The organism is Streptomyces kryoterrae (genome assembly GCF_054072135.1).
Genome location: NZ_CM133358.1, coordinates 6317973 through 6336488 on the forward strand (window position 1 = coordinate 6317973; position 18516 = coordinate 6336488).

Annotated in this window: 14 protein-coding genes; 4 read left to right on the plus strand and 10 right to left on the minus strand. The window is 70.2% G+C overall.

What is annotated here, in order from left to right:
* Positions 1 to 60 precede the first annotated feature (60 nt).
* From ACW4TU_RS28030 to ACW4TU_RS28055, 6 genes are all read right to left on the minus strand, one after another.
* Positions 61 to 1074 carry a LacI family DNA-binding transcriptional regulator gene (locus ACW4TU_RS28030; protein ID WP_457417509.1) on the minus strand — a complete coding sequence of 338 codons (1014 nt, stop codon included), beginning with the start codon at positions 1072 to 1074 and terminating at the stop codon, positions 61 to 63.
* Positions 1074 to 3392 (minus strand): alpha-xylosidase, encoded by a 2319-nt coding sequence (gene yicI, locus ACW4TU_RS28035; protein ID WP_457417510.1) that lies wholly within the window; start codon positions 3390 to 3392, stop codon positions 1074 to 1076. The genes ACW4TU_RS28030 and yicI overlap by 1 nt, the downstream gene beginning before the upstream one ends.
* A 13-nt stretch (positions 3393 to 3405) precedes the next feature.
* On the minus strand, positions 3406 to 4230 hold the full coding sequence (locus ACW4TU_RS28040; RefSeq protein ID WP_457417511.1) for a carbohydrate ABC transporter permease: 825 nt from the start codon (positions 4228 to 4230) through the stop codon (positions 3406 to 3408).
* Positions 4227 to 5222 carry a carbohydrate ABC transporter permease gene (locus ACW4TU_RS28045; protein ID WP_457417512.1) on the minus strand — a complete coding sequence of 332 codons (996 nt, stop codon included), beginning with the start codon at positions 5220 to 5222 and terminating at the stop codon, positions 4227 to 4229. Before ACW4TU_RS28045 ends, ACW4TU_RS28040 begins: the two co-directional genes overlap by 4 nt.
* Entirely contained in the window at positions 5219 to 6520 is a 1302-nt protein-coding gene (locus ACW4TU_RS28050; protein WP_457417513.1) for an ABC transporter substrate-binding protein, read from the minus strand. Before ACW4TU_RS28050 ends, ACW4TU_RS28045 begins: the two co-directional genes overlap by 4 nt.
* 188 nt (positions 6521 to 6708) lie before the next feature.
* Positions 6709 to 8094, minus strand: a complete 1386-nt coding sequence (locus ACW4TU_RS28055) for an MFS transporter (protein ID WP_457417514.1) — start codon at positions 8092 to 8094, stop codon at positions 6709 to 6711.
* 83 nt (positions 8095 to 8177) lie between these two features.
* Between ACW4TU_RS28055 and ACW4TU_RS28060 the strand changes: the two genes are divergently transcribed.
* The 4 genes from ACW4TU_RS28060 (at position 8178) to ACW4TU_RS28075 (ending at position 14390) form a co-directional block, all read left to right on the plus strand.
* Positions 8178 to 9149, plus strand: coding sequence for a LysR family transcriptional regulator (locus ACW4TU_RS28060; protein WP_457417515.1), 972 nt, complete (start codon positions 8178 to 8180; stop codon positions 9147 to 9149).
* Between the two features lie 275 nt (positions 9150 to 9424).
* Positions 9425 to 10339 (plus strand): hypothetical protein, encoded by a 915-nt coding sequence (locus ACW4TU_RS28065; RefSeq protein ID WP_457417516.1) that lies wholly within the window; start codon positions 9425 to 9427, stop codon positions 10337 to 10339.
* Positions 10340 to 10935: 596 nt separating this feature from the next.
* Positions 10936 to 13134, plus strand: a complete 2199-nt coding sequence (locus ACW4TU_RS28070) for a bifunctional polysaccharide deacetylase/glycosyltransferase family 2 protein (RefSeq protein WP_457417517.1) — start codon at positions 10936 to 10938, stop codon at positions 13132 to 13134.
* Positions 13131 to 14390: an acyltransferase family protein gene (locus ACW4TU_RS28075; RefSeq protein ID WP_457417518.1), complete on the plus strand. Its 1260-nt coding sequence runs from the start codon at positions 13131 to 13133 to the stop codon at positions 14388 to 14390. Before ACW4TU_RS28070 ends, ACW4TU_RS28075 begins: the two co-directional genes overlap by 4 nt.
* Before the next feature lie 105 nt (positions 14391 to 14495).
* On the opposite strand, the gene ACW4TU_RS28080 is transcribed toward ACW4TU_RS28075, so the two are convergent.
* The 4 genes from ACW4TU_RS28080 to ACW4TU_RS28095 form a co-directional block, all read right to left on the minus strand.
* Positions 14496 to 15299, minus strand: coding sequence for a phosphatidate cytidylyltransferase (locus tag ACW4TU_RS28080; RefSeq protein WP_457417519.1), 804 nt, complete (start codon positions 15297 to 15299; stop codon positions 14496 to 14498).
* Positions 15296 to 17074, minus strand: coding sequence for a histidinol-phosphate aminotransferase family protein (locus ACW4TU_RS28085; protein WP_457417520.1), 1779 nt, complete (start codon positions 17072 to 17074; stop codon positions 15296 to 15298). Before ACW4TU_RS28085 ends, ACW4TU_RS28080 begins: the two co-directional genes overlap by 4 nt.
* A 359-nt stretch (positions 17075 to 17433) precedes the next feature.
* A complete protein-coding gene (locus ACW4TU_RS28090; protein WP_457417521.1) occupies positions 17434 to 17622 on the minus strand; it encodes a DUF397 domain-containing protein in 189 nt (62 codons plus the stop codon).
* 12 nt (positions 17623 to 17634) lie between these two features.
* On the minus strand, positions 17635 to 18507 hold the full coding sequence (locus ACW4TU_RS28095) for a helix-turn-helix domain-containing protein (protein WP_457417522.1): 873 nt from the start codon (positions 18505 to 18507) through the stop codon (positions 17635 to 17637).
* Positions 18508 to 18516: the final 9 nt, after the last annotated feature.

Below are 18516 nucleotides of genomic sequence, written 5' to 3' on the forward strand. Positions count from 1 at the left end.
TGGCGTAGTTCGAACACCTGGACTCGCCAACTCGCCAACTCGGTTGACGGGGTTACGGGTTCACGGCGCCGCCCGTGCCGTCGTGCTCGCCCGTTCCGTCAGGCGGGGTGGCAGGAGCGTCGACTCCGGGACGGTTCCCGTGCCGCCCAGCTTCTTCATCAGGAGGTCCACGGCCCGTGTCCCGACCTCAGCCGACGGTATGGCGACCGAGGTGACCGGTACGGGCAGGTTCTCGGCGATGTCGTCCGGGCAGATCGCGGTGACGGAGAGGTCGCCGGGGACACGCAGGCCGAGGTGCTCGAAGGCGTCGATCAGGGGTTCCAGGATCGCTTCGTTGTGGACGACGACCCCTGTCAACGCCGGGTGCTCGCGCAGGAGTTGTTCCGCGACCACCCGGGCCGCGGCCGGCGACGCCTCGCAGGGGTGGACCGAGGACGACAGTCCGCCCCGGTCCGCCGCGGCTGTGAACCCCTGGATCACGCGCTGGGCGAACGCGGTCCGGCGTACGTACACCTCGGGCGGTGAGCCGACCAGGGCGATCACCCGGTGCCCCAGGGCCGCCAGCCGTTCCACGCACAGCTCGCCCGCCGCCTTGAAGTCCAGGTCGATGCAGGTGAGGCCGACAGGCTCGGAGGGGAAGCCGATCAGGACCGACGGCAGGTCCAGTGCGCGCAGCAACGGCAGCCTGGAGTCGTGGAGTTGGACGTCCATCACGATCAGCGCGTCCACCAGAGCCGTGTCCGCCACCCGGCGCAGACCGGCCTCGCCCTCCTCCTGGGTGAGGAGCAGGACGTCGTGGTCGTGGCGGCGCGCTGCCGTGACCACCGACACCGCGAACTGCATCGCGACCGGGACGTGGATGCCGGTCCGCAACGGGATCACCAGCGCCAGGACGTTGGAGCGGCTGCTCGCCAGGGCCCGGGCGCCCGCGTGGGGGTGGTAGCCGAGTTCGTGGATGGAGCGTTCGACGCGCTGCCGGGTCTCCTCGGAGATCGGGCGCTTGCCGCTCAACGCGTACGACACCGTGCTCGGGGAGACCCCGGCGTGCCGTGCCACATCGGTGATCTTCACCATCACTCGCCTCCCGACTCGGCCGGCCCCGGCGCCACCGATCCTTGTTCCGCCGACTTCGGTTCGGCCGGTCCCAGCTCCACCGTCAGGAACCCGGTGCCCGCCTTCGCCCGTACCTCACGTCTGCCCGCCGCCAGTCCCCACGGCGCCGACGGATCGCTGCACGACGCCCGCAGCGTGTCGCCCTCGCGGACGACCGTGAACGTCAAGTCGCCTATCGGGACCGTCACTTGGGCGCCGCGCTCCAGGCCGTACGCGTGCAGCGTGACCCCGTCGGCGTACGCGTAGTCGGGGCGGTCGTCCACCGCGCCCACCGGGATCACCGACCCGGGACGCACCAGCAGCGGCACGCTGTCGAAGCCGTGGCGCTCCCGTACCCAGCGGGGTCCGGTCACCGTGCGGCCGGTCAGGAAGTGGGTCCACTCGCCCTCGGGCACGTAGTACGACACCTCGCCCTCGTCGCTGAACACCGGCGCGACCAGCAGGTCCCGGCCGAGCATGAACTGGCGTTCCAGGTGGGCGCATCCGGGGTCGTCCGGGAACTCCAGGACCATCGCCCGCATCATCGGGACGCCCTCGGTGTGGGCGGTGCGGGCGGCCTCGTACAGGTACGGCATGAGGCGGAGCTTCAGCCGGGTGAACAGCCGCAGTACGTCCACGGCCTCCTCGTCGAACAGCCACGGCACCCGGTAGGTGGAACTCCCGTGCAGGCGGCTGTGGGAGGAGAGGAGGCCGAAGGCGATCCAGCGTTTGAAGAGCGCCGGGCTCGGCGTGCCCTCGAAGCCGCCGATGTCATGGCTCCAGTAGCCGAATCCGGAGAGCCCGAGGGACAGTCCGCCGCGCAGCGACTCCGCCATCGACTCGTAGGTCGCCTCGCAGTCGCCGCCCCAGTGGACCGGGAACTGCTGGCTCCCGGCCGTCGCCGAACGCGCGAACACCACCGCCTCTCCTTCGCCGCGGTGTTTGCGCAGCACGTCGAAGACGGTCCTGTTGTAGAGGTAGGTGTAGTAGTTGTGCATCCGCTCCGGGTCCGAGCCGTCGGCGAACTCCACGTCCAGCGGGACCCGTTCACCGAAGTCGGTCTTGAAGCAGTCGACGCCCTGCGCGAGCAGCGCCTCCAGCTTCGAGGCGTACCAGTCGCGGGCGGCCGGGCTGGTGAAGTCGACCAGGGCCATCCCGGGTTGCCACAGGTCCCACTGCCACACGCTGCCGTCCGGTCGGCGCAGCAGATGGCCAAGTGCCTTGCCCTCCGCGAAGAGCGGCGACCGCTGCGCTATGTACGGGTTGATCCAGACACTGATGTGCAGGCCCTTCGACTTCAGCCGCTGGAGCATGCCCTCGGGATCGGGGAACACGCGCGGGTCCCACCGGAAGTCGCACCAGTTGAACTCGCGCATCCAGAAACAGTCGAAGTGGAAGACGGAGAGCGGGAGTTCGCGCTCCCGCATGCCCTCGATGAACGACGTCACCGTCTCCTCGTCGTAGGAGGTGGTGAAGGACGTCGACAGCCACAGGCCGAACGACCACGGCGGCGGGAGTGCCGGGCGGCCGGTCAGGGCCGTGTACTTGCGGAGGATGTCCTTGGGGGTCGGGCCGTGGATGACGTAGTACGTCAACTGCTGTGTCTCTGCGCTGAACTGGACCCTGGACACCGCCTCCGAGCCGACCTCGAAGGAGACCCGGCCGGGGTGGTCGACGAAGACTCCGTAGCCCGCGTCCGTGAGGTAGAACGGGACGTTCTTGTAGGCCTGTTCGGTCGCCGTGCCGCCGTCGGCGTTCCACATGTCGACGACCTGGCCGTTCTTGACCAGCGGGCCGAAGCGCTCGCCGAGGCCGTACACGCTCGTCCCCACGCCCAACCCCAGCTGCTCGCGCAGATAGTGGGCGCCGGTCGCGCTGTCCCGCATGATGCCCATGCCCTTGGGGCCGCTGCTGGTGAGGACGCGGCCGTGGGCGAGGAAGTCGACGTGCCAGGGGCTGGTGCGACTGACCCGGACGGAGAGGGTGCCGGAGGTCAGGGTCGCATGCTCCTCGTCGTACTCGGTGTGTGTCGTCAAGTCCTCTTTTCTCAGCTCGAACTGAGGACTCTGCGGCTGCTCGCCCTGGAAGTGCGTGAACGTGACGCCGATGACGTCGGGCATCGGGGCGTGGGCGCTGATCGTCACGACCGGTCCCTTCAGCAGGTCGCCGCGGTGGCGGATGGGCTGGGTCGGCGCGTGGATCTCCAACGTGCCGTCGGCGTCCGTGACATCGAGGACCTCGACCGGGTGGGCGGCGGTGACGCCCTCGCGCAGCAGCCAGTAGCCGTCGGTGAACTTCACAGCCGGAACCCCTTCACTTGACGGCACCCACGGCGATGCCGCGCGTGAGCGTTCGCTGGAAGACGAGGAAGAAGACGAGGGCGGGCAACACACCCAGCAGGGCAGCCGCGTTGGTCATCGTGGCGTCCATCAGGCGCTGGCCCTGGAGGACGCCGAGGGCCACCGACACGGTCTGGTTGTCGTTGGAGATCAGCATCACCAGGGGGAGCAGGAACTCGTTCCAGGTCCAGATGAAGAAGAAGACGAGGAGCACGCCGAGGGTGGGGCGGCTGACCGGGACGACGATCCGCCACAGCACCTGCCACTTGTTCGCGCCGTCGATCCGCGCGGCCTCGATGATCTCCCGGGGGAACTGGCCCAGCACCGAGGAGAGGAGATACGTACCGAAGGCCGCCTGGATCACCGTGAAGACGATGATCACGCTCAACCGGGTGTCGTACAGGCCGACTTCCTTGCTCAGGTAGTACACCGGGTAGACCAGCGCCTCCTGCGGCAGCATGTTGGCGAGGACGAAGAAGGCCAGCACCCAGGTGCGGCCCCTGATCCGGCCGATGCCGATCGCGTACGCGTTCAGCACGGACACGACGACCGCCAGGATCGCCACCGACCCGCTGATCAGTGCCGAGTTGACGAGCTTCTGCCCGAAGTCGACCCGCTCCCAGAAGTCCTTGACGCCGTCGAGGTAGACGCCCTCGGGGAGGCTGAGGGGGCCGTTCGCGGAGTACTCGGCGGGCGACTTCACGGCGTTGACGGCGACGATCAGGAACGGCACGACCATGAACAGGGCGGCGAGGACCAGGGCGATGAGCACCGGATAGCGGCGCAGGGCGGTCGTCATGCCCGTCCCCCCGTCGGAGCGTCCTCGGCGTCCTCGGCCCGGGTCTGGAGCTTCAGGCCGAGGAGCGAGACGGCGAGGATGATCACCGTCAGTACGGTGGAGACGGCGGCGCCGTAGCCGACCTGGGTCTTCTCGAAGAACGTGGTGAAGGAGAAGTAGGACGGGACGTTGGTCGCGCCGCCCGGGCCGCCCTTCGTCAGGACGTACACCGCGCCGAACACCTTCAGCGCGGCGATCGTGCACCAGGTGAGGACGACGTAGATCTCGGGGCGGATCTGCGGGACCGTGATGTGCCGGAAGCGGCGCCACCAGCCGGCGCCGTCCAGTTCGGCGGCCTCGTAGAGCTGCGGGTCGACGCGTTGCAGACCCGCCATGAAGACGACCAGCGGGAAGCCGAGCTGCACCCAGATCATCACGCCCATCACGCTGTAGAGCGCGATGTCCGGGTCGCCGAGCCAGTCCTGCTGCCAGGAGCCCAGCCCGACGGCCTTCAGCACCTCGTTCAGTGAGCCGTTCTCGGGCGCGAGGATCCAGCTCCAGACGATGCCGGCGACCGCGATCGGCAGCACCTGGGGGAGGTAGAAGCAGGCGCGGAGCACGGCCGCCCACCGACTCCCGAAGTGCTTGCCGACGTAGTCGAACAGGGCGGCGGCCAGGACGAGTCCGACCGCGGTGGGCACGGCCGCCATCGCCACCACCATGAACAGGCTGTGCCGGAACGACGCCCAGAACTCCGAATCGTCTATCAGCGCCCGGTAGTTGGCGAGCCCCGACCACTCCGGGGTGCCCACACCCCGCCAGTCGGTGAAGCTCACCCCGGTGTTCATCAGGAACGGCACGACGATCACGGCGAGGAAGGCGACCGCTCCGGGGAGGAGGAAGAGTGTGTACGAGTCCTTGCGGTGTCCCGAACTTCCCTTCCTCCGCGTGCCGTTGGTGATCCGGCCCTGGCCCCGCTTCCGCCCGCCGGCCTGTTCGACGGTGACCGTCATGTCTTCGGTACGCCCTTGTCGTACGCCTCCTGCAGCGAGTCGAGGACCGCGTCCGGTTTCGCGCTGCCCGTGATCAGCTTCTGGACCTCGGAGACGAGGACGTCGTAGAAGCCGGGGACGGGCCAGTCGGGGTAGAAGGCGAGCCCGTCCCTGCCGGAGAGTGTGTTGAAGTCGGCGATGAGCGACTTGGCCTGTGGATCGGTGATGGCGGCCGGGTCGGCGGCCACCGGGACCCCGCCCTTGTTGCCGAGCAGGTTCTGGATCTTCTTCGACATGGTGATGTCGATGAAGTCGTAGGCGAGTTCCTTGTTCCTGGCGCCCTTGGGGACGACCCACAGGTTGCCGCCGGAGCCGGGGGAGAGGCTGGCGCCGGGCCACAGGAACGTGCCCCAGCCGAACTTCGCCTCGCTCTTGAAGCGGCCGTACCACCAGCTGCCGGAGAACAGGATCGGGCTCTTGCCCTGGATGAACGAGACCCCGGCGTCCTCCGCCTTCAGACCGCTGGAGTTCTTGCCGAAGTAGCCCTTCTTCACCCAGTCGGCGAAGGTCTCGGCGCCGTATGTCCAGGCGGCGTCGTGGAAGTCCGTCTTGCCCTTGTACAGCTCGTACTTGTCGACCCAGGCGCGGTCCGCCTTCGACAGGGCGAGCTGGTACAGGTACTGCTGGGCCGGATACTCGGCGCCCGCGCTCGCCAGCGGGGTGATGCCCTCGGCGACGAACTTGTCCATGGCGGCGGTGAGTTCGTCGAACGAGGTCGGCACGGCGATTCCGTGCTGCTTGAAGAGGTCCTTGTTGTAGAACACCATCGTGTACTCGGCGTAGTTGGGCACGCCGTACCAACTGCCCGTACCCATCACGCCGTTGGTGTCGTACTGGCTGGTGGTGCGGACACCCGCGCCGATCTTCCTGTCCCAGCCGCGCTTCGTCACCTCGGCGGTCAGGTCGGTGAGCAGGCCCTGCGTGGAGAGCAGCCCGGCTGTCGCGTTGCCCTTGTTGTACTCCATCAGGTCGGGCGCGTCGGAGGAGTTGAGGACCATCGGGGCGGTCTTCTGGATCTGTTCGAAGCCCTTCTCCTCGAACTCCACTTTGACGCCCGGATGCGTTGCCTCGAACTCCTCGACGGCCGCCTTCCAGGCGACGCCCATCGCGCTGTCGGGGCCCTCGTAGTGCCAGAGGCGCAGGGTCTTCCCGTCGGACGATCCGCTGTCCGAGCCGCCGCAGGAAGCCAGCAGCAGGGCCCCGACCAGGGTCGAGGCCGTCGCTATCATGAACCTGCCATACCTTGTCGCCGTCAACATCCAGTGCCTCCAGGGGAGTCGGATGGATCTCGGTCACCTGTTGTGCAGGGTCGTCGAACTGATTCGACGTGTGTAGTCGAAGCGCTTCGACGGGCGAAGGTATGTGTGGCCTGTGGGCGAGTCAATGGGGTGCGCGGGAATTGGCCTGCGGGTCATGCGGATGGCGCGGGTGGTACGGGTGCTTGGGGTCATGAAGTGCGGGTGACGGGACCCCGGTTCACGAGCGTGAGCAGCGACAGCAGCAGCGCGCTCGCCGCCGCCGCGACCGGAACGCCGAACCCGGCAGTGGCCGACACGTGTTCCGCGGCCCACCCGCCGGCCGCCGAACCGCAGGCTATGCCGCCGAGGAGGCCGGTCACCGCGAGGGTCATACCCTCGTTCAGACGGCCCTCGGGGGTGCGGCTCTGGACCAGGGTCATGTTCGTGATCATGGTGGGCGCGGTGGCCATCCCCGCCAGGAGCAGCGCGCCCGCGAGGACGAGGAGCGAGCCGGTCAGGGCGGCGGCGAGCAGCGGCAGCGCCATCAGCGCCGTCATCGCGGCCAGACACCAGGGATGCCGCCGTTCGGCGGGCCCGGCCGGCCGCAGCGCCCCGTACAGCAGGCCGGCCGCGCACGACCCGGCGGCCTGGAGGGCGAGCACGGCACCGGCAGCCGCCCGGTGGCCCCGCTCGTCGGCGAAGGCGATCGTGACGACCTCCATCGACCCGAACACGGCACCCGTGGCCAGGCACACGGCGAGCAGCGGGCGCATCCTGGGGGTGCGCAGCGGAGACGTACCGCGCGTGTGAAGCCCTTCGTCGCGGGGCTGGACGGGCGGCTCGGTCGATCGCTGGGCGGTGAAGAGGAGTACGCCGGTCATCATCAAGGCCGCCCCGACCAGTGTGCCCGCCTCCGGGAACAACGCCCCGCAGAGGAAGGCCGCGAGGACCGGGCCGAGCATGAAGCAGAGCTCGTCGACGGCCTGTTCGAAGGAGTTGGCGGTGTGCAGGGCCTCCCCGCCGGCCCTGCCGCTGTCCCCGCTGCCTCCCTTGCCGTCGGCCGTGCCCTGCTCGTCGCCCCTGAGGAGATGGGCCCAGCGGGCGCGTGACATGCCGCCCGTGTTGGGGGTCGTGGCGGTGGCGGCGTACGCGGCGAAGAGGGTCCAGTCGGGGGTGCCGTAGTGCACGCAGAGCAGCAGGGCGAGGGAGCCGAGTGCGGCAAGTGCCGTGGCCGGTACGGCGATTCGGGCCTGGCCGTACCGGTCGACGAGCCGTGCGGTCCAGGGGGCGACCACGGCTGTCGCGGCCAGGCCGGTCGCGGTGACGGCGCCGGCCAGGGCGTACGAGCCGCGCGCCCCGGCGATCATGATGACCGCGCTCACGCTGAACATGCCCATGGGGAGCCGGGCGATCAGGTTCCCGGCGGTGAAGGCGCGGGCGCCGGGGATCGCGAAGAGGCGGCGGTACGGGCCGGGCGGGCGGTGGCCGACGGTCGTACGGATACGGCCGCGGGGGCCGAAGTCGGCGATGACCAGGGCGTCCTGGGTGACGGCGAAGAGGGGCTGGGAGGGCGGTCGGGGTGATGGTCGCGGCATGCGCCCACCGTCGCCCGGAGTCGATCACGGGGTCCAACACCTGATCCCCGGCGATTGACGCACTCTGGTTGTAAGTTCGCCGGATGTCCGCCCCGAAGCACCTCGACCCCCGTCTTCTCCGCGCCTTCGTCACCGTGGCCGAGGAGCTGCACTTCACCCGGGCCGCCGCCCGCCTCTACGTCGCCCAGCAGGCGCTGAGCCGTGACATCCGGCGCCTGGAGCGGGAGCTGGGCGCCGACCTCTTCGTACGCTCGACCCGGCGGGTGACGCTGTCGGCCGACGGTGAGCGGCTGCTGCCGTACGCCCGGCGGGTGTTGGCGGCCCACGACGAGCTGCTCGCCGCGTTCGGGGAGGTCCGGCCGCTGCTGGTGGACCTGAACTCGCCGGGGCTCGCGACCGGACGCCGGGTGCTGCACCGGGCACGTGAACTCGCCCCGGAGTACGAGCTGATGGCCCGGTTCGAGAGCGGGCTCGCCTTCGCGGCGGCGGAGTTGCTCGCGGGCCGGCTCGACGCGTCGTTCGGACGGTTCGCGGGCCTGGATCCGGTGCTGCGGGCGCGGTTGGACCAACAACTCGTGCGCTACGAGCCGATGGCGGTCGTCCTGCCCGAGGACCACCGGCTGGCTGCGCTGCCCGAGGTGCCGTTGGCGGCGCTGGCGGGGGAGACCGTGTACGCCGGTGCGGGGAATCCCCGGACCCCGGAGTGGACCGACCTCGCGCGTCAGCTGTTCGAGGGGCGCGGCATCGACATCGCGCCACCCGCGCCACTCGCCGTGGGTGACGAGGAGTTCCAGCGGATCATGGCGAAGATGCGGACCCCGGTCCTCGCCGTGGTGGATTTCCCGGCGCTGCCCCGGACGGTGGTGCGCCCGCTGGTCGACCCCGTTCCGCTGTCCCCCGTGTCGCTGGTGTGGCGAAGGGGTCTGGAGCACCCGGGATTTGACGCTCTGCGACGGTCGGCGGCCCAGCTCGCGGCGGCGGAAGGGTGGTTGCGGAGGCCTGTTGGAGGATGGATTCCGGCCAGGGACAACAACATCCTTTCGGTTCACAAGTAACGCATGGCAAACACGGGACCTCCATGTGCGCTACATTCGAGGCCCGGATGCAGTGTGATAAATGGGGCGCTCGGGTCGGATGGGGGTCCGATTCGAACATCGGTAGTACGAAAATACCGGAATCGTACACGCGCCCGAATAGTTCCCGTGGGGGGTTGTGCGTGCGTGTGAAAAAGTGGCGTGAAGACGCCCAACCGGAACGGTCCGACGTCGAAGGCGTCACCGTGTCCGGAACCCAGCAGCTACCCGGAGTTACCCCAGGCGGCACCGGCCCCGTGCCCCGACAGCGGCACGCCGGGACAGCGGTGCGCCCCGGGCGGTCCGGAGGCAGAGGCGCGCACGCCCAGCCGCGTTCGGGTGAGGACGGAGCTTCCGGCCCGACCGGATCAGCCGGAGCGTTCCCCGGTCGCCCCTGGGAGAACGCGGCGGAGTTCGGCCACACCCACGACCCGCACGAGGTGACGGTCCAACTCGACGGAGTGGGCCGGCAGTTCGAGGAACTCCTCGTACGGCAGACCAAAGAGGGCCCGGACGCCGGCGCCGGTGACGGCCCCGTCTTCGTCGACGAGACCGGTCGCCGCAGCCGCCGGTACCGCCGGATCGGGATCGTCGTCGGCATCTCCTGCGCGGTGTACGCCGTTGTCATCGTCGCCACCCTCCTCTCCGGCAACTCGGACGCGCCCTGGCTGCCGGTACCGGGCCAGCAGGACGAGCAGCCGGCGGGCAAGGTCGACAGCTCGCCGCTGCCCGCCGAGTCGGTACGGCCGTCGGACCCGGCCGGGGTCGCACCGGCCCCGGGGACGTCGGTGAGCGCGGGGGCCACTCCGTCGCAGGGGACCGCCGCCGTCACCCCGGGCGCCTCACCCAGTGCCACGAAGCAGGGTCCGTCCCTCGCACCCAGGGCCTCGGCCAGCGCGGGCAAGCCCGATCCGCAGGCCACCACGCCCGGCCCGGACCCCGAGCCGTCCGTGTCGGTGTCCAGCGCGCCGGAGCCGAGCCCGTCGGAGAGCGTCGCCACGTCGCCCGACCCGTCACTGTCGCCCTCCCCGGCCACCGACGGCGGCACCGGCACGGTCGCGGGCGGTCCGAGCGACCCGACTCCGATCGCCGAGAGCCCGGCCGGACCGAGTGGTTCCGGTGCCACCGGAGACCCGGTCACCTCGACGGCGCCGCCCGGCTCGACGGCGTAGGAGTTCCCGATGGCACTTCGCGGCGCCGGCATCCGGTTGGTCCGCTTGTCGGCTGCCGACGGCGGTTCCGGCCGTTCGCGGAAGGTCCGGGCGATCCGACGTCGATCGCCGGGAGCCCGGCCGGACCGAGTGGTTCCGGTGCCACCGGAGACCCGGTCACCTCGACGGTGCCGCCCGGCTCGACGGCGTAGGAGTTCCCGATGGCACTTCGCGGCGCCGGCATCCGGTCGGTCCGCTCCCCGGCTGCTCACGGTGGTTCCGGCCGTTCGCGGAAGGTCCGGGCGATCCGACGTCGATCGCCGGGAGCCCGGCCGGACCGAGTGGCTCCGGTGCCACCGGAGACCCGGTCACCTCGACGGCGTAGGAGTTCCCGATGGCATCTCGCGGCGCCGGCATCCGGTCGGTCCGCTCCCCGGCTGCTCACGGTGGTACCGGCCGTTCGCGGAAGGTCCGGGCGGCCCGACGCCGATCGCCGGGAGCCCAGCCCGACCGAGTGGCTCCGACGCCACCGGAGACCCGCTCGCCCAGTCCAGCTGAAGATCCGCTGACCCTGCCCACCCTGTTCTGATCTCCTCGTCCCCGGAGAACAACCTCTGATGGCAACCCGCACCCGCCGCCACGGCGCCCGCAACGGCGCCGGGGGCGCCGCCCGGCGCCGACGGCTGCCCATGCGCCTGCTGCTTCCCTCGCTCATCCTGGTCGCCCTGATGGCGATGCTGATGCTGCGCGGGTACGTGCACAGCGAAATCCTCGCCGACCACCGCATCCAGCCCGAGGCCTCCACCGACCGGGTGCCGGAGAAGATCCTGGAGGGCGGCCCCGTCATCGACACCAGAAGCGGCCGGACCACCAGCCTCGACGTGCCCGACCACCGGCTCGTCCTCACGTTCGACGACGGCCCGGACCCCACCTGGACCCCCAAGGTCCTCGACGTCCTCAAGAAGCACCACGCGCACGCGGTCTTCTTCGTCACCGGCACCAACGCCTCGCGCTACCCGGCCCTCGTACGACGCATGGTGGCCGAGGGCCACGAGGTGGGGCTGCACACCTTCAACCACCCCGACCTCTCCTTCCAGTCGAAGAAACGCATCGACTGGGAGCTGTCCCAGAACCAGCTGGCGCTCGCCGGTGCGGCGGGCATCCGTACGTCGCTGTTCCGGCCGCCGTACTCCTCCTTCGCCGACGCCATGGACAACAAGTCGTGGCCGGTCACGGAGTACATCGGCAAGCGCGGCTACATCACCGTCGTCAACAACACGGACAGCGAGGACTGGCGCAAGCCGGGCGTCGACGCGATCATCCGCGAGGCCACCCCCAAGGGCGGCAAGGGCGCGATCGTCCTCATGCACGACTCCGGCGGCGACCGCCACCAGACCGTCGAGGCCCTCGACCGCTTCCTGCCCGACATGAAGAAGCGGGGGTACGCGTTCCGGAACCTCACCGAGGCCCTCGACGCGCCCAGCGCGCACACACCGGTCGCCGGCGTCGAACTGGCGAAGGGCAGGGCGTGGACGTTCCTCGTCCAGGCCTCCGACAACATCACCGACGCACTGGTCGTCGGTCTCGCGGTCATCGGCGTCCTGGTGTTCGCCCGGTTCGGCCTGATGCTGCTGCTCTCCGTCATCCACGCCCGCCGCACCCGCCGCCCCGACTTCAGCTGGGGCCCGCCGATCACCGAACCGGTGTCGGTGCTCGTCCCGGCGTACAACGAGGCCAAGTGCATCGAGGCCACCGTGCGTTCACTGATGCGGAGCGAGCATCCCATCGAGGTGGTCGTCATCGACGACGGGTCGAGCGACGGCACGGCGCGCATCGTCGAGGACCTGGGCCTGCCGAACGTACGCGTCGTGCGCCAGCTCAACGCGGGCAAGCCCGCAGCCCTCAACAGGGGTGTGGCGAACGCCCGTTACCACCTGATCGTGATGATGGACGGCGACACGGTGTTCGAGCCCGGCACCGTCCGCGAACTCGTCCAGCCCTTCGGCGACCCGCGCGTGGGCGCCGTCGCCGGCAACGCCAAGGTCGGCAACAAGGACTCCATGATCGGCGCCTGGCAGCACATCGAGTACGTGATGGGCTTCAACCTGGACCGCCGTATGTACGACGTCCTGGGCTGCATGCCGACGATCCCCGGCGCGGTCGGCGCCTTCCGGCGCAGTGCCCTGAAGCGGGTCGGCGGGATGAGCGACGACACGCTCGCCGAGGACACCGACATCACGATGGCCCTGCACCGCGACGGCTGGCGGGTCGTGTACGCGGAGAACGCGCGCGCCTGGACCGAGGCCCCGGAGTCCGTCCAGCAGCTGTGGTCCCAGCGCTACCGCTGGTCGTACGGCACCATGCAGGCGATCTGGAAGCACCGCCGCTCGGTCGTCGAACGGGGTCCGTCGGGCCGCTTCGGCCGTGTGGGCCTGCCCTTCGTGTCGCTGTTCATGGTGGTGGCGCCGCTCCTCGCACCCCTGATCGACGTGTTCCTGCTCTACGGGCTGGTGTTCGGCCCGACCGAGAAGACCGTCCTCGCCTGGCTGGGCGTCCTCGCCATCCAACTGGTCTGCGCGGCCTACGCGTTCCGCCTCGACCGCGAGAAGATGACCCACCTGGTCTCGCTGCCCCTGCAACAGATCCTCTACCGCCAGCTCATGTACGTCGTCCTGCTGCAGTCCTGGATCACCGCCCTCACCGGCGGCCGGCTGCGCTGGCAGAAACTCCGGCGCACCGGCGTCGTGGGTTCGGCACCCGATGCCGTACCGGCCGCCCGGACGAGCGGCAGCGCCGACAGGAGGCCCGTGGCATGACCGAACGACATACGGCGGCCACAACGCCGTACGACGAGACCACCACCCCCTCGTACGGAGTTCCGCAGCAGCCTGCTCCCGAGGAAGCGAGCGCCCCGCCCCCGGTGACGAAGCCGGGCCGTGACCGCTATCTCGACCTGCTCCGCAGCATCGCCCTGGTCCGGGTCGTGGTGTACCACCTGTTCGGCTGGGCGTGGCTGACCGTGCTGTTCCCGTCCATGGGCGTGATGTTCGCGCTGGCGGGCTCCCTGATGGCCCGCTCCCTCAAACGCCCGGCACTCGGGGTGATCCGGGGCCGGATCCGGCGTCTGCTGCCCCCGCTGTGGGCGTTCAGCGCGGTGGCGCTGGCGCTGATGTTCCTCGGCGGCTGGAACCCGGCCAAGGATCCCGACCACAGCGGCACCTGGGGCCTGGTCGACCTGCTGAACTACCTCATCCCGATCGGCGCCCCGCCCTTCCCGTGGAGCATCGGCTCCAAGTCCGGGCTCCTGGAGAACACCTGGGCGGTCCAGGCCGCGGGCCCGCTCTGGTACCTGCGGGCCTACCTGTGGTTCGTGATCGCCTCGCCGCTGCTGCTGTGGGCGTTCCGCCGGTTCCCGTGGCCGACGCTGCTCGCTCCGCTGGTCCTGACCGCGGTCGTCGGTACGGGAGTTGTCACCATCCCCGGTGAGACGGGCAACGCGGTGACCGACTTCGCGGTGTACGGCGGCTGCTGGGTGCTGGGCTTCGCCCACCACGAGGGTCTGCTGAAGAGGATCCCGCGCTATCTCGCCGTGTCCTGCGCGGCCCCGCTCATGGCCTTCGGCATCTGGTGGGCCTCGGGCCATCAGGGCCCCGACGGCTGGGACCTGAACGACATCCCGCTGGCCCAGGCGATGTGGTCGTTCGGGTTCGTGGTGATCCTGCTCCAGTACTCCCCGTCGTGGCAGGAACTGCCGGGGCGCCTGGCGAAGTGGGACAGGCTGGTCACGCTCTCCAACAACCGAGCGGTCACGATCTACCTCTGGCACAACTTCCTGATCATGGCCACGGTCCCCATCCTCGACCGCCTGTACGACCTCCCGGTCATGACCGACGGGATGGTGTCCGCGTTGGACACGACGTACAACCTGTGGATGTTCGTCCTGGTCTGGCCCCTGATCGGCCTGACGATACTGGCACTGGGCTGGATCGAGGACGTAGCGGCAAAGCGGAGCCCACGGCTGTGGCCGGACGGGCGCGGGGCGAAGGGCGGGGGTGGGCGTCGGCGGGGGTGAGTGCGTGAGGGACGGGGGAGTGGGACGGCCTGGCGCCTTGATGGGCGCCGGGCCGTCCTGCGCGTGGCCCCGGCCACCGGCCCCGACCGCCACCGGGCGATCGCGTCAGCGCAGGAGCAGCAGTACGGCCAGCGCGACGAGCAGGGAGTCGATCCGGTCCAGCAGTCCGCCGGAGCCGGGCAGCCAGCGGCCGGTGTCCTTTACCTGTGCCCCTCTTTTGACCATGGACTCGAGAAGGTCTCCGGCCGGGCCGCCGACCGCCACCGCCACTGCCATCGGCCAGGTCAGCGCGCCCAGTACGGCGAGCACGCCGAGGCCGGCCGCGGCGCCGGCCAGGGTCCCGCTCCACCGCTTGGCCGGTGACAGCGGCGACAGCCTCGGCCCGCCCAGTTCCCGACCGGCGAAATACGCCACGATGTCGGCGATAGAGACCGCCATGAACAGCGCGAGCGCGCTCGCCCCGAGCGGCACCAGCGCGGCCAGCACACTCAGCCAGGCCAGCCCGAGCAGACCCGCGCAGAGCCGGCGCAGGCCATGGTCGGCGTCGCCGGTCAGGAGGGGCACCGCGGCCAGGGCGAGCGCCTCGATCGCGACCACCCGGAGCACCTGTCCGGGCTCCAGCCAGGCGACCAGCACCACGCCTGCCACCGCCCCGGCCAGCACCACCCGGTCCACCCGGCCCAGCAGCATCAGCCCGCCGAACTCCAGCACCGCGATCACCCCGACCACGATGGCGAGGACCGCGGTGCCCGGCCGTCCCCACCAGAACGCGCCGGTGACCAGCGGCACTCCGACCGCCCAGGCGCACCACCTGACCATCAGCTCGCGGCGCCGGGACGCTGCCACCGCGACACCGCCCAGCGCCAGCGCCCCACCGAGGCAGGGCGCCAGGGACGCCACGGTGATCACCGGGCTGATCCGGCGGCCGGAACGCTTTCGATCCGGGAAACGAGCGAGGCCGAACCAGGCAGCAGTACCTCCAGCGCGGCCTGAAAGGCGGCCACGATGCGCGCGTTCTCGGCGATGTCCTTGACCGCGACGCGCACGGTGCGCCCCTCGTACTCCGGCGACAACGGCGACAGGTCGCGCAGGTACACGTCGTGGCGGCGGCACTCCTCGACCACCTGTGCGGCACTCGGCCCGCCGTACGGCAGGGTCACGTTGAGGAAGTTCGCCACGCCCTCCTCGACCAGCACGGTCTCGTCCAGCCCGGCCAGGTCGGCGGCCAGCCGCCGGCGCAGCGCGTGGGTGCGGAGCCAGCAGTCGCTGTAGTACGCCGGGTCGCGCAGGGCCGCCACCGCGGCCAGCTGCGCGGGGAGGCTGACCGGCCAGGGTGGCGTCCACCGGCGCAGCCGCGCCGCGGTGGCCGGCTCGGCCACCAGGTACGCGGCCCGCATGCCGGACAGCGCGTACATCTTGGAGAGTGAGGTGCAGACCACCACCCGCGGGTCCTTGGCGGCGAGGCCGGCGAGCGACTCGGCCAGATCGACGTAGCCCAGGTACGCCTCGTCGATCCACCAGCGGGTTCGAGCCGGGGCGGCGGCGATCAGTGAGCGCAACTCCGCGGCCGGCGCGTGGCGTCCGGTCGGGTTGTTGGGGTTGACCACCACCACGAGGTCGTAGCGACCGGACCCGACGGCAGCCGCCAGCCGGGCCGGATCGATCCGCCAGCCGTCCTCACGGCGCAGCCGGAACCGGTCCACCTGGCATCCGATCACCCTCTCCGTCACGTGGGCGTACTCGCCGTAGCCCGGATCCATCAGCAGCACCCTGCTCTCCGGGGTCAGCCACCGGCCGAACGCCCGGAAGATCAGGTCGGACGATCCGGCGCCGACCGCGAGCGTCTCCTCCGGCAACCCCCTGGCTGCCGCGATCTCCGCCAGCAGGCCCTCGGCACCGGTCGGCGGCGAGGTCCGGGCGGCCCAGGCCGGATCCTCCGCGAGCGCCGCCCGCACTCCGGGGGCCGGTGGGAACCAGGCGTCCAGCACGTCCGCCGCGACCACCTGATGCCGCCGGTGCAGGCTGCGGAAGTCCGTGCCGATGGCGGTGAACGAGGCGCCGCCGTGCTCGCAGCCGTCCGGGCGGGGTGTGAACGGCATGTCCAGCCGCCAGTCGACTTCGGACCGCAGACGTTCCAGTGCGGTGCGGTAACGGTCCATCGTGGCCTTCGTCAGCTCGGTCACGTTCCCGGTCAGCACCTCGAACGTCAACGCACCGCTGTGGACGGTACGGCCGACCGGGCGCAGGCCGGCGGCCAGGTACATGCTGAGCAGTTCGGTCCGCCCCATCGCCACCATCCGGCGACCACCCCTGGAGGCGATCCAGCGCAGCGCCGCGTACATCAGCAGCGGTGCGGCCGCGGAGGCCCGCCAGCGCGGCTCCACGGTGAGGATGCGCACCTCGAACAGACCGCCCTCGCTCAGCAGCGGCAACTCGTCACGGGTGAGGTACTTGTCCAGCGCGTACCGCCCCAGCCAGGGCGGAGTCAGGCTGACAAAGCCGATGCGGACCGCCCCTCGCGCGGCAACCAGGTAGACGTTGTCACCGTCCAGCCCGTCGCGAAGCCGCCCGGTCGGATCCGGCGCATGCTGGCCCAACTCCTGTGCGTACACCCGATGACGCAGTTCGTGGATCCACTCCAGATCCTCCAGTGTGGCAACGCGCAACTGCAGATCACGGCCCATGAGTACCTTTTCCGACGCGGAGTGGGACCGTCTCATCGTCGGGAACACAGGCTGGCCGCGTCAGGGCCGAGCAACTCAGCGGGCCTGAGTACGCGTACTCAGACGCGGTCTTCCCGCGCGGTCTTCCGCTCAGGAGAGGGGGACGGCACGGCACCTTGGTGGGTGTCGGGGCTGGGTTGCGTTGACCGTCAGGCGTCCTCGTCTTCTTCCTCGGACAGGTTCTCGACGGGGCCGAGTTTCGGAAGCACGTCAGTGTCCAAGCCGTACAGCCGGAGAATCTGCGGGCCCGGTACCTTCAGATCGCCGAGCAGTTACGGGTGCGGGCGAGCGGCGTGGCGTCGGAAGAGGAGAGGGAGGGGCTACGGGGTCCGGCGAGGGGACGCCGCGTACGAGATGAAGGTCGTCCAGGTGGAGGGGGCGACGGTGAGGTGGGGGCCATCGGTGTGTTTCGAGTCGCGGATGTAGATGGTGGTGGGAGAGGTGGCTGTCTGGACACAGTTGGACGCGTCGCCGCTGTAGGTGGACTTTTGCCAGTGGTGGGTGGACATGCGGTTTGCCTCTCAGAGGTCTTGCGTGATGCGGTGGATGAGGTCCCGGGACGCCTCGGGGCTGAGGGCGCTCGCCTCCATGTGGTCGACCACCGAGCGGTACTTGCTCAACTGTGCCTCTGCGTCCAGGAATTCGCAGCCGTGGTGGGTGTCCAGCTGCACGGTGTCGAGCTGGGGGACCGCCCCGGCGACGTAGTCGATGCCCTGACCCGTGCCATGGAAGCTCGCCTTGCCGAAGGGGAGGACCCGGATGGTGGCATGGGCGAGTTCGCTCATGTCCACCAGGTGCTTGAGCTGCGCGGCGGCCACGTCTCGTCCGCCGAATCCCATTCTGAGCGCGGCCTCGTGAATCGTCGCCGTGTACGGGGTGGGAGTGTCCCGATGGAGGATGCCCTGCCGCTTGATGCGGTGGGTGAGACGGTGCTCGATCTCGTACTGCTGGAGTGGTGGGAACACCGCTCGGAAGAGCGCACGGGCGTGGTCGGTTGTCTGGAGCAGGGCGGGAATGTGGATGACCAGAACCACCCGCAACTCGGCGGCGCAATGCTCCAGTTCGGCCAGGTCGATCAGTCCGGCGGGCAGATGATCGCGGTACTCGTCCCACCAGCCGCGAGTGCGCCCACCAGTCATCGCGGCCAACGCCTCGACCAGCGCCGGGTCCGCGCAGCTGTACGTGCGGGAGAACGTGCGTACGCGGTCGGCTCCTACGGCGTATCGGCCCGATTCGATGTTGCTGATCTGCGCCGGTTTGAGGCCGAGGAGCGCCGCTGCCGCAGTGGACGTCAGCCCTGAGTGCTCGCGGAGCTTGCGCAGTTCGGCCCCGAGGCGCTGTTGGCGCAGGGTCGGTGTGGGGCTGGGCGGCGGCACTGGACTCTCTCTCGTCATCGCGCTTCT

Bases quoted from the DNA above. Each gene is read 5' to 3' on its own strand.
- ACW4TU_RS28030 (WP_457417509.1), bottom strand. From the start codon at position 1,074: ATGGTGAAGATCACCGATGTGGCACGGCACGCCGGGGTCTCCCCGAGC.
- ACW4TU_RS28040 (WP_457417511.1), bottom strand. From the start codon at position 4,230: ATGACGACCGCCCTGCGCCGCTATCCGGTGCTCATCGCCCTGGTCCTC.
- ACW4TU_RS28045 (WP_457417512.1), bottom strand. From the start codon at position 5,222: ATGACGGTCACCGTCGAACAGGCCGGCGGGCGGAAGCGGGGCCAGGGC.
- ACW4TU_RS28050 (WP_457417513.1), bottom strand. From the start codon at position 6,520: ATGTTGACGGCGACAAGGTATGGCAGGTTCATGATAGCGACGGCCTCG.
- ACW4TU_RS28055 (WP_457417514.1), bottom strand. From the start codon at position 8,094: ATGCCGCGACCATCACCCCGACCGCCCTCCCAGCCCCTCTTCGCCGTC.
- ACW4TU_RS28060 (WP_457417515.1), top strand. From the start codon at position 8,178: ATGTCCGCCCCGAAGCACCTCGACCCCCGTCTTCTCCGCGCCTTCGTC.
- ACW4TU_RS28070 (WP_457417517.1), top strand. From the start codon at position 10,936: ATGGCAACCCGCACCCGCCGCCACGGCGCCCGCAACGGCGCCGGGGGC.
- ACW4TU_RS28075 (WP_457417518.1), top strand. From the start codon at position 13,131: ATGACCGAACGACATACGGCGGCCACAACGCCGTACGACGAGACCACC.
- ACW4TU_RS28085 (WP_457417520.1), bottom strand. From the start codon at position 17,074: ATGGGCCGTGATCTGCAGTTGCGCGTTGCCACACTGGAGGATCTGGAG.
- ACW4TU_RS28090 (WP_457417521.1), bottom strand. From the start codon at position 17,622: ATGTCCACCCACCACTGGCAAAAGTCCACCTACAGCGGCGACGCGTCC.
- ACW4TU_RS28095 (WP_457417522.1), bottom strand. From the start codon at position 18,507: ATGACGAGAGAGAGTCCAGTGCCGCCGCCCAGCCCCACACCGACCCTG.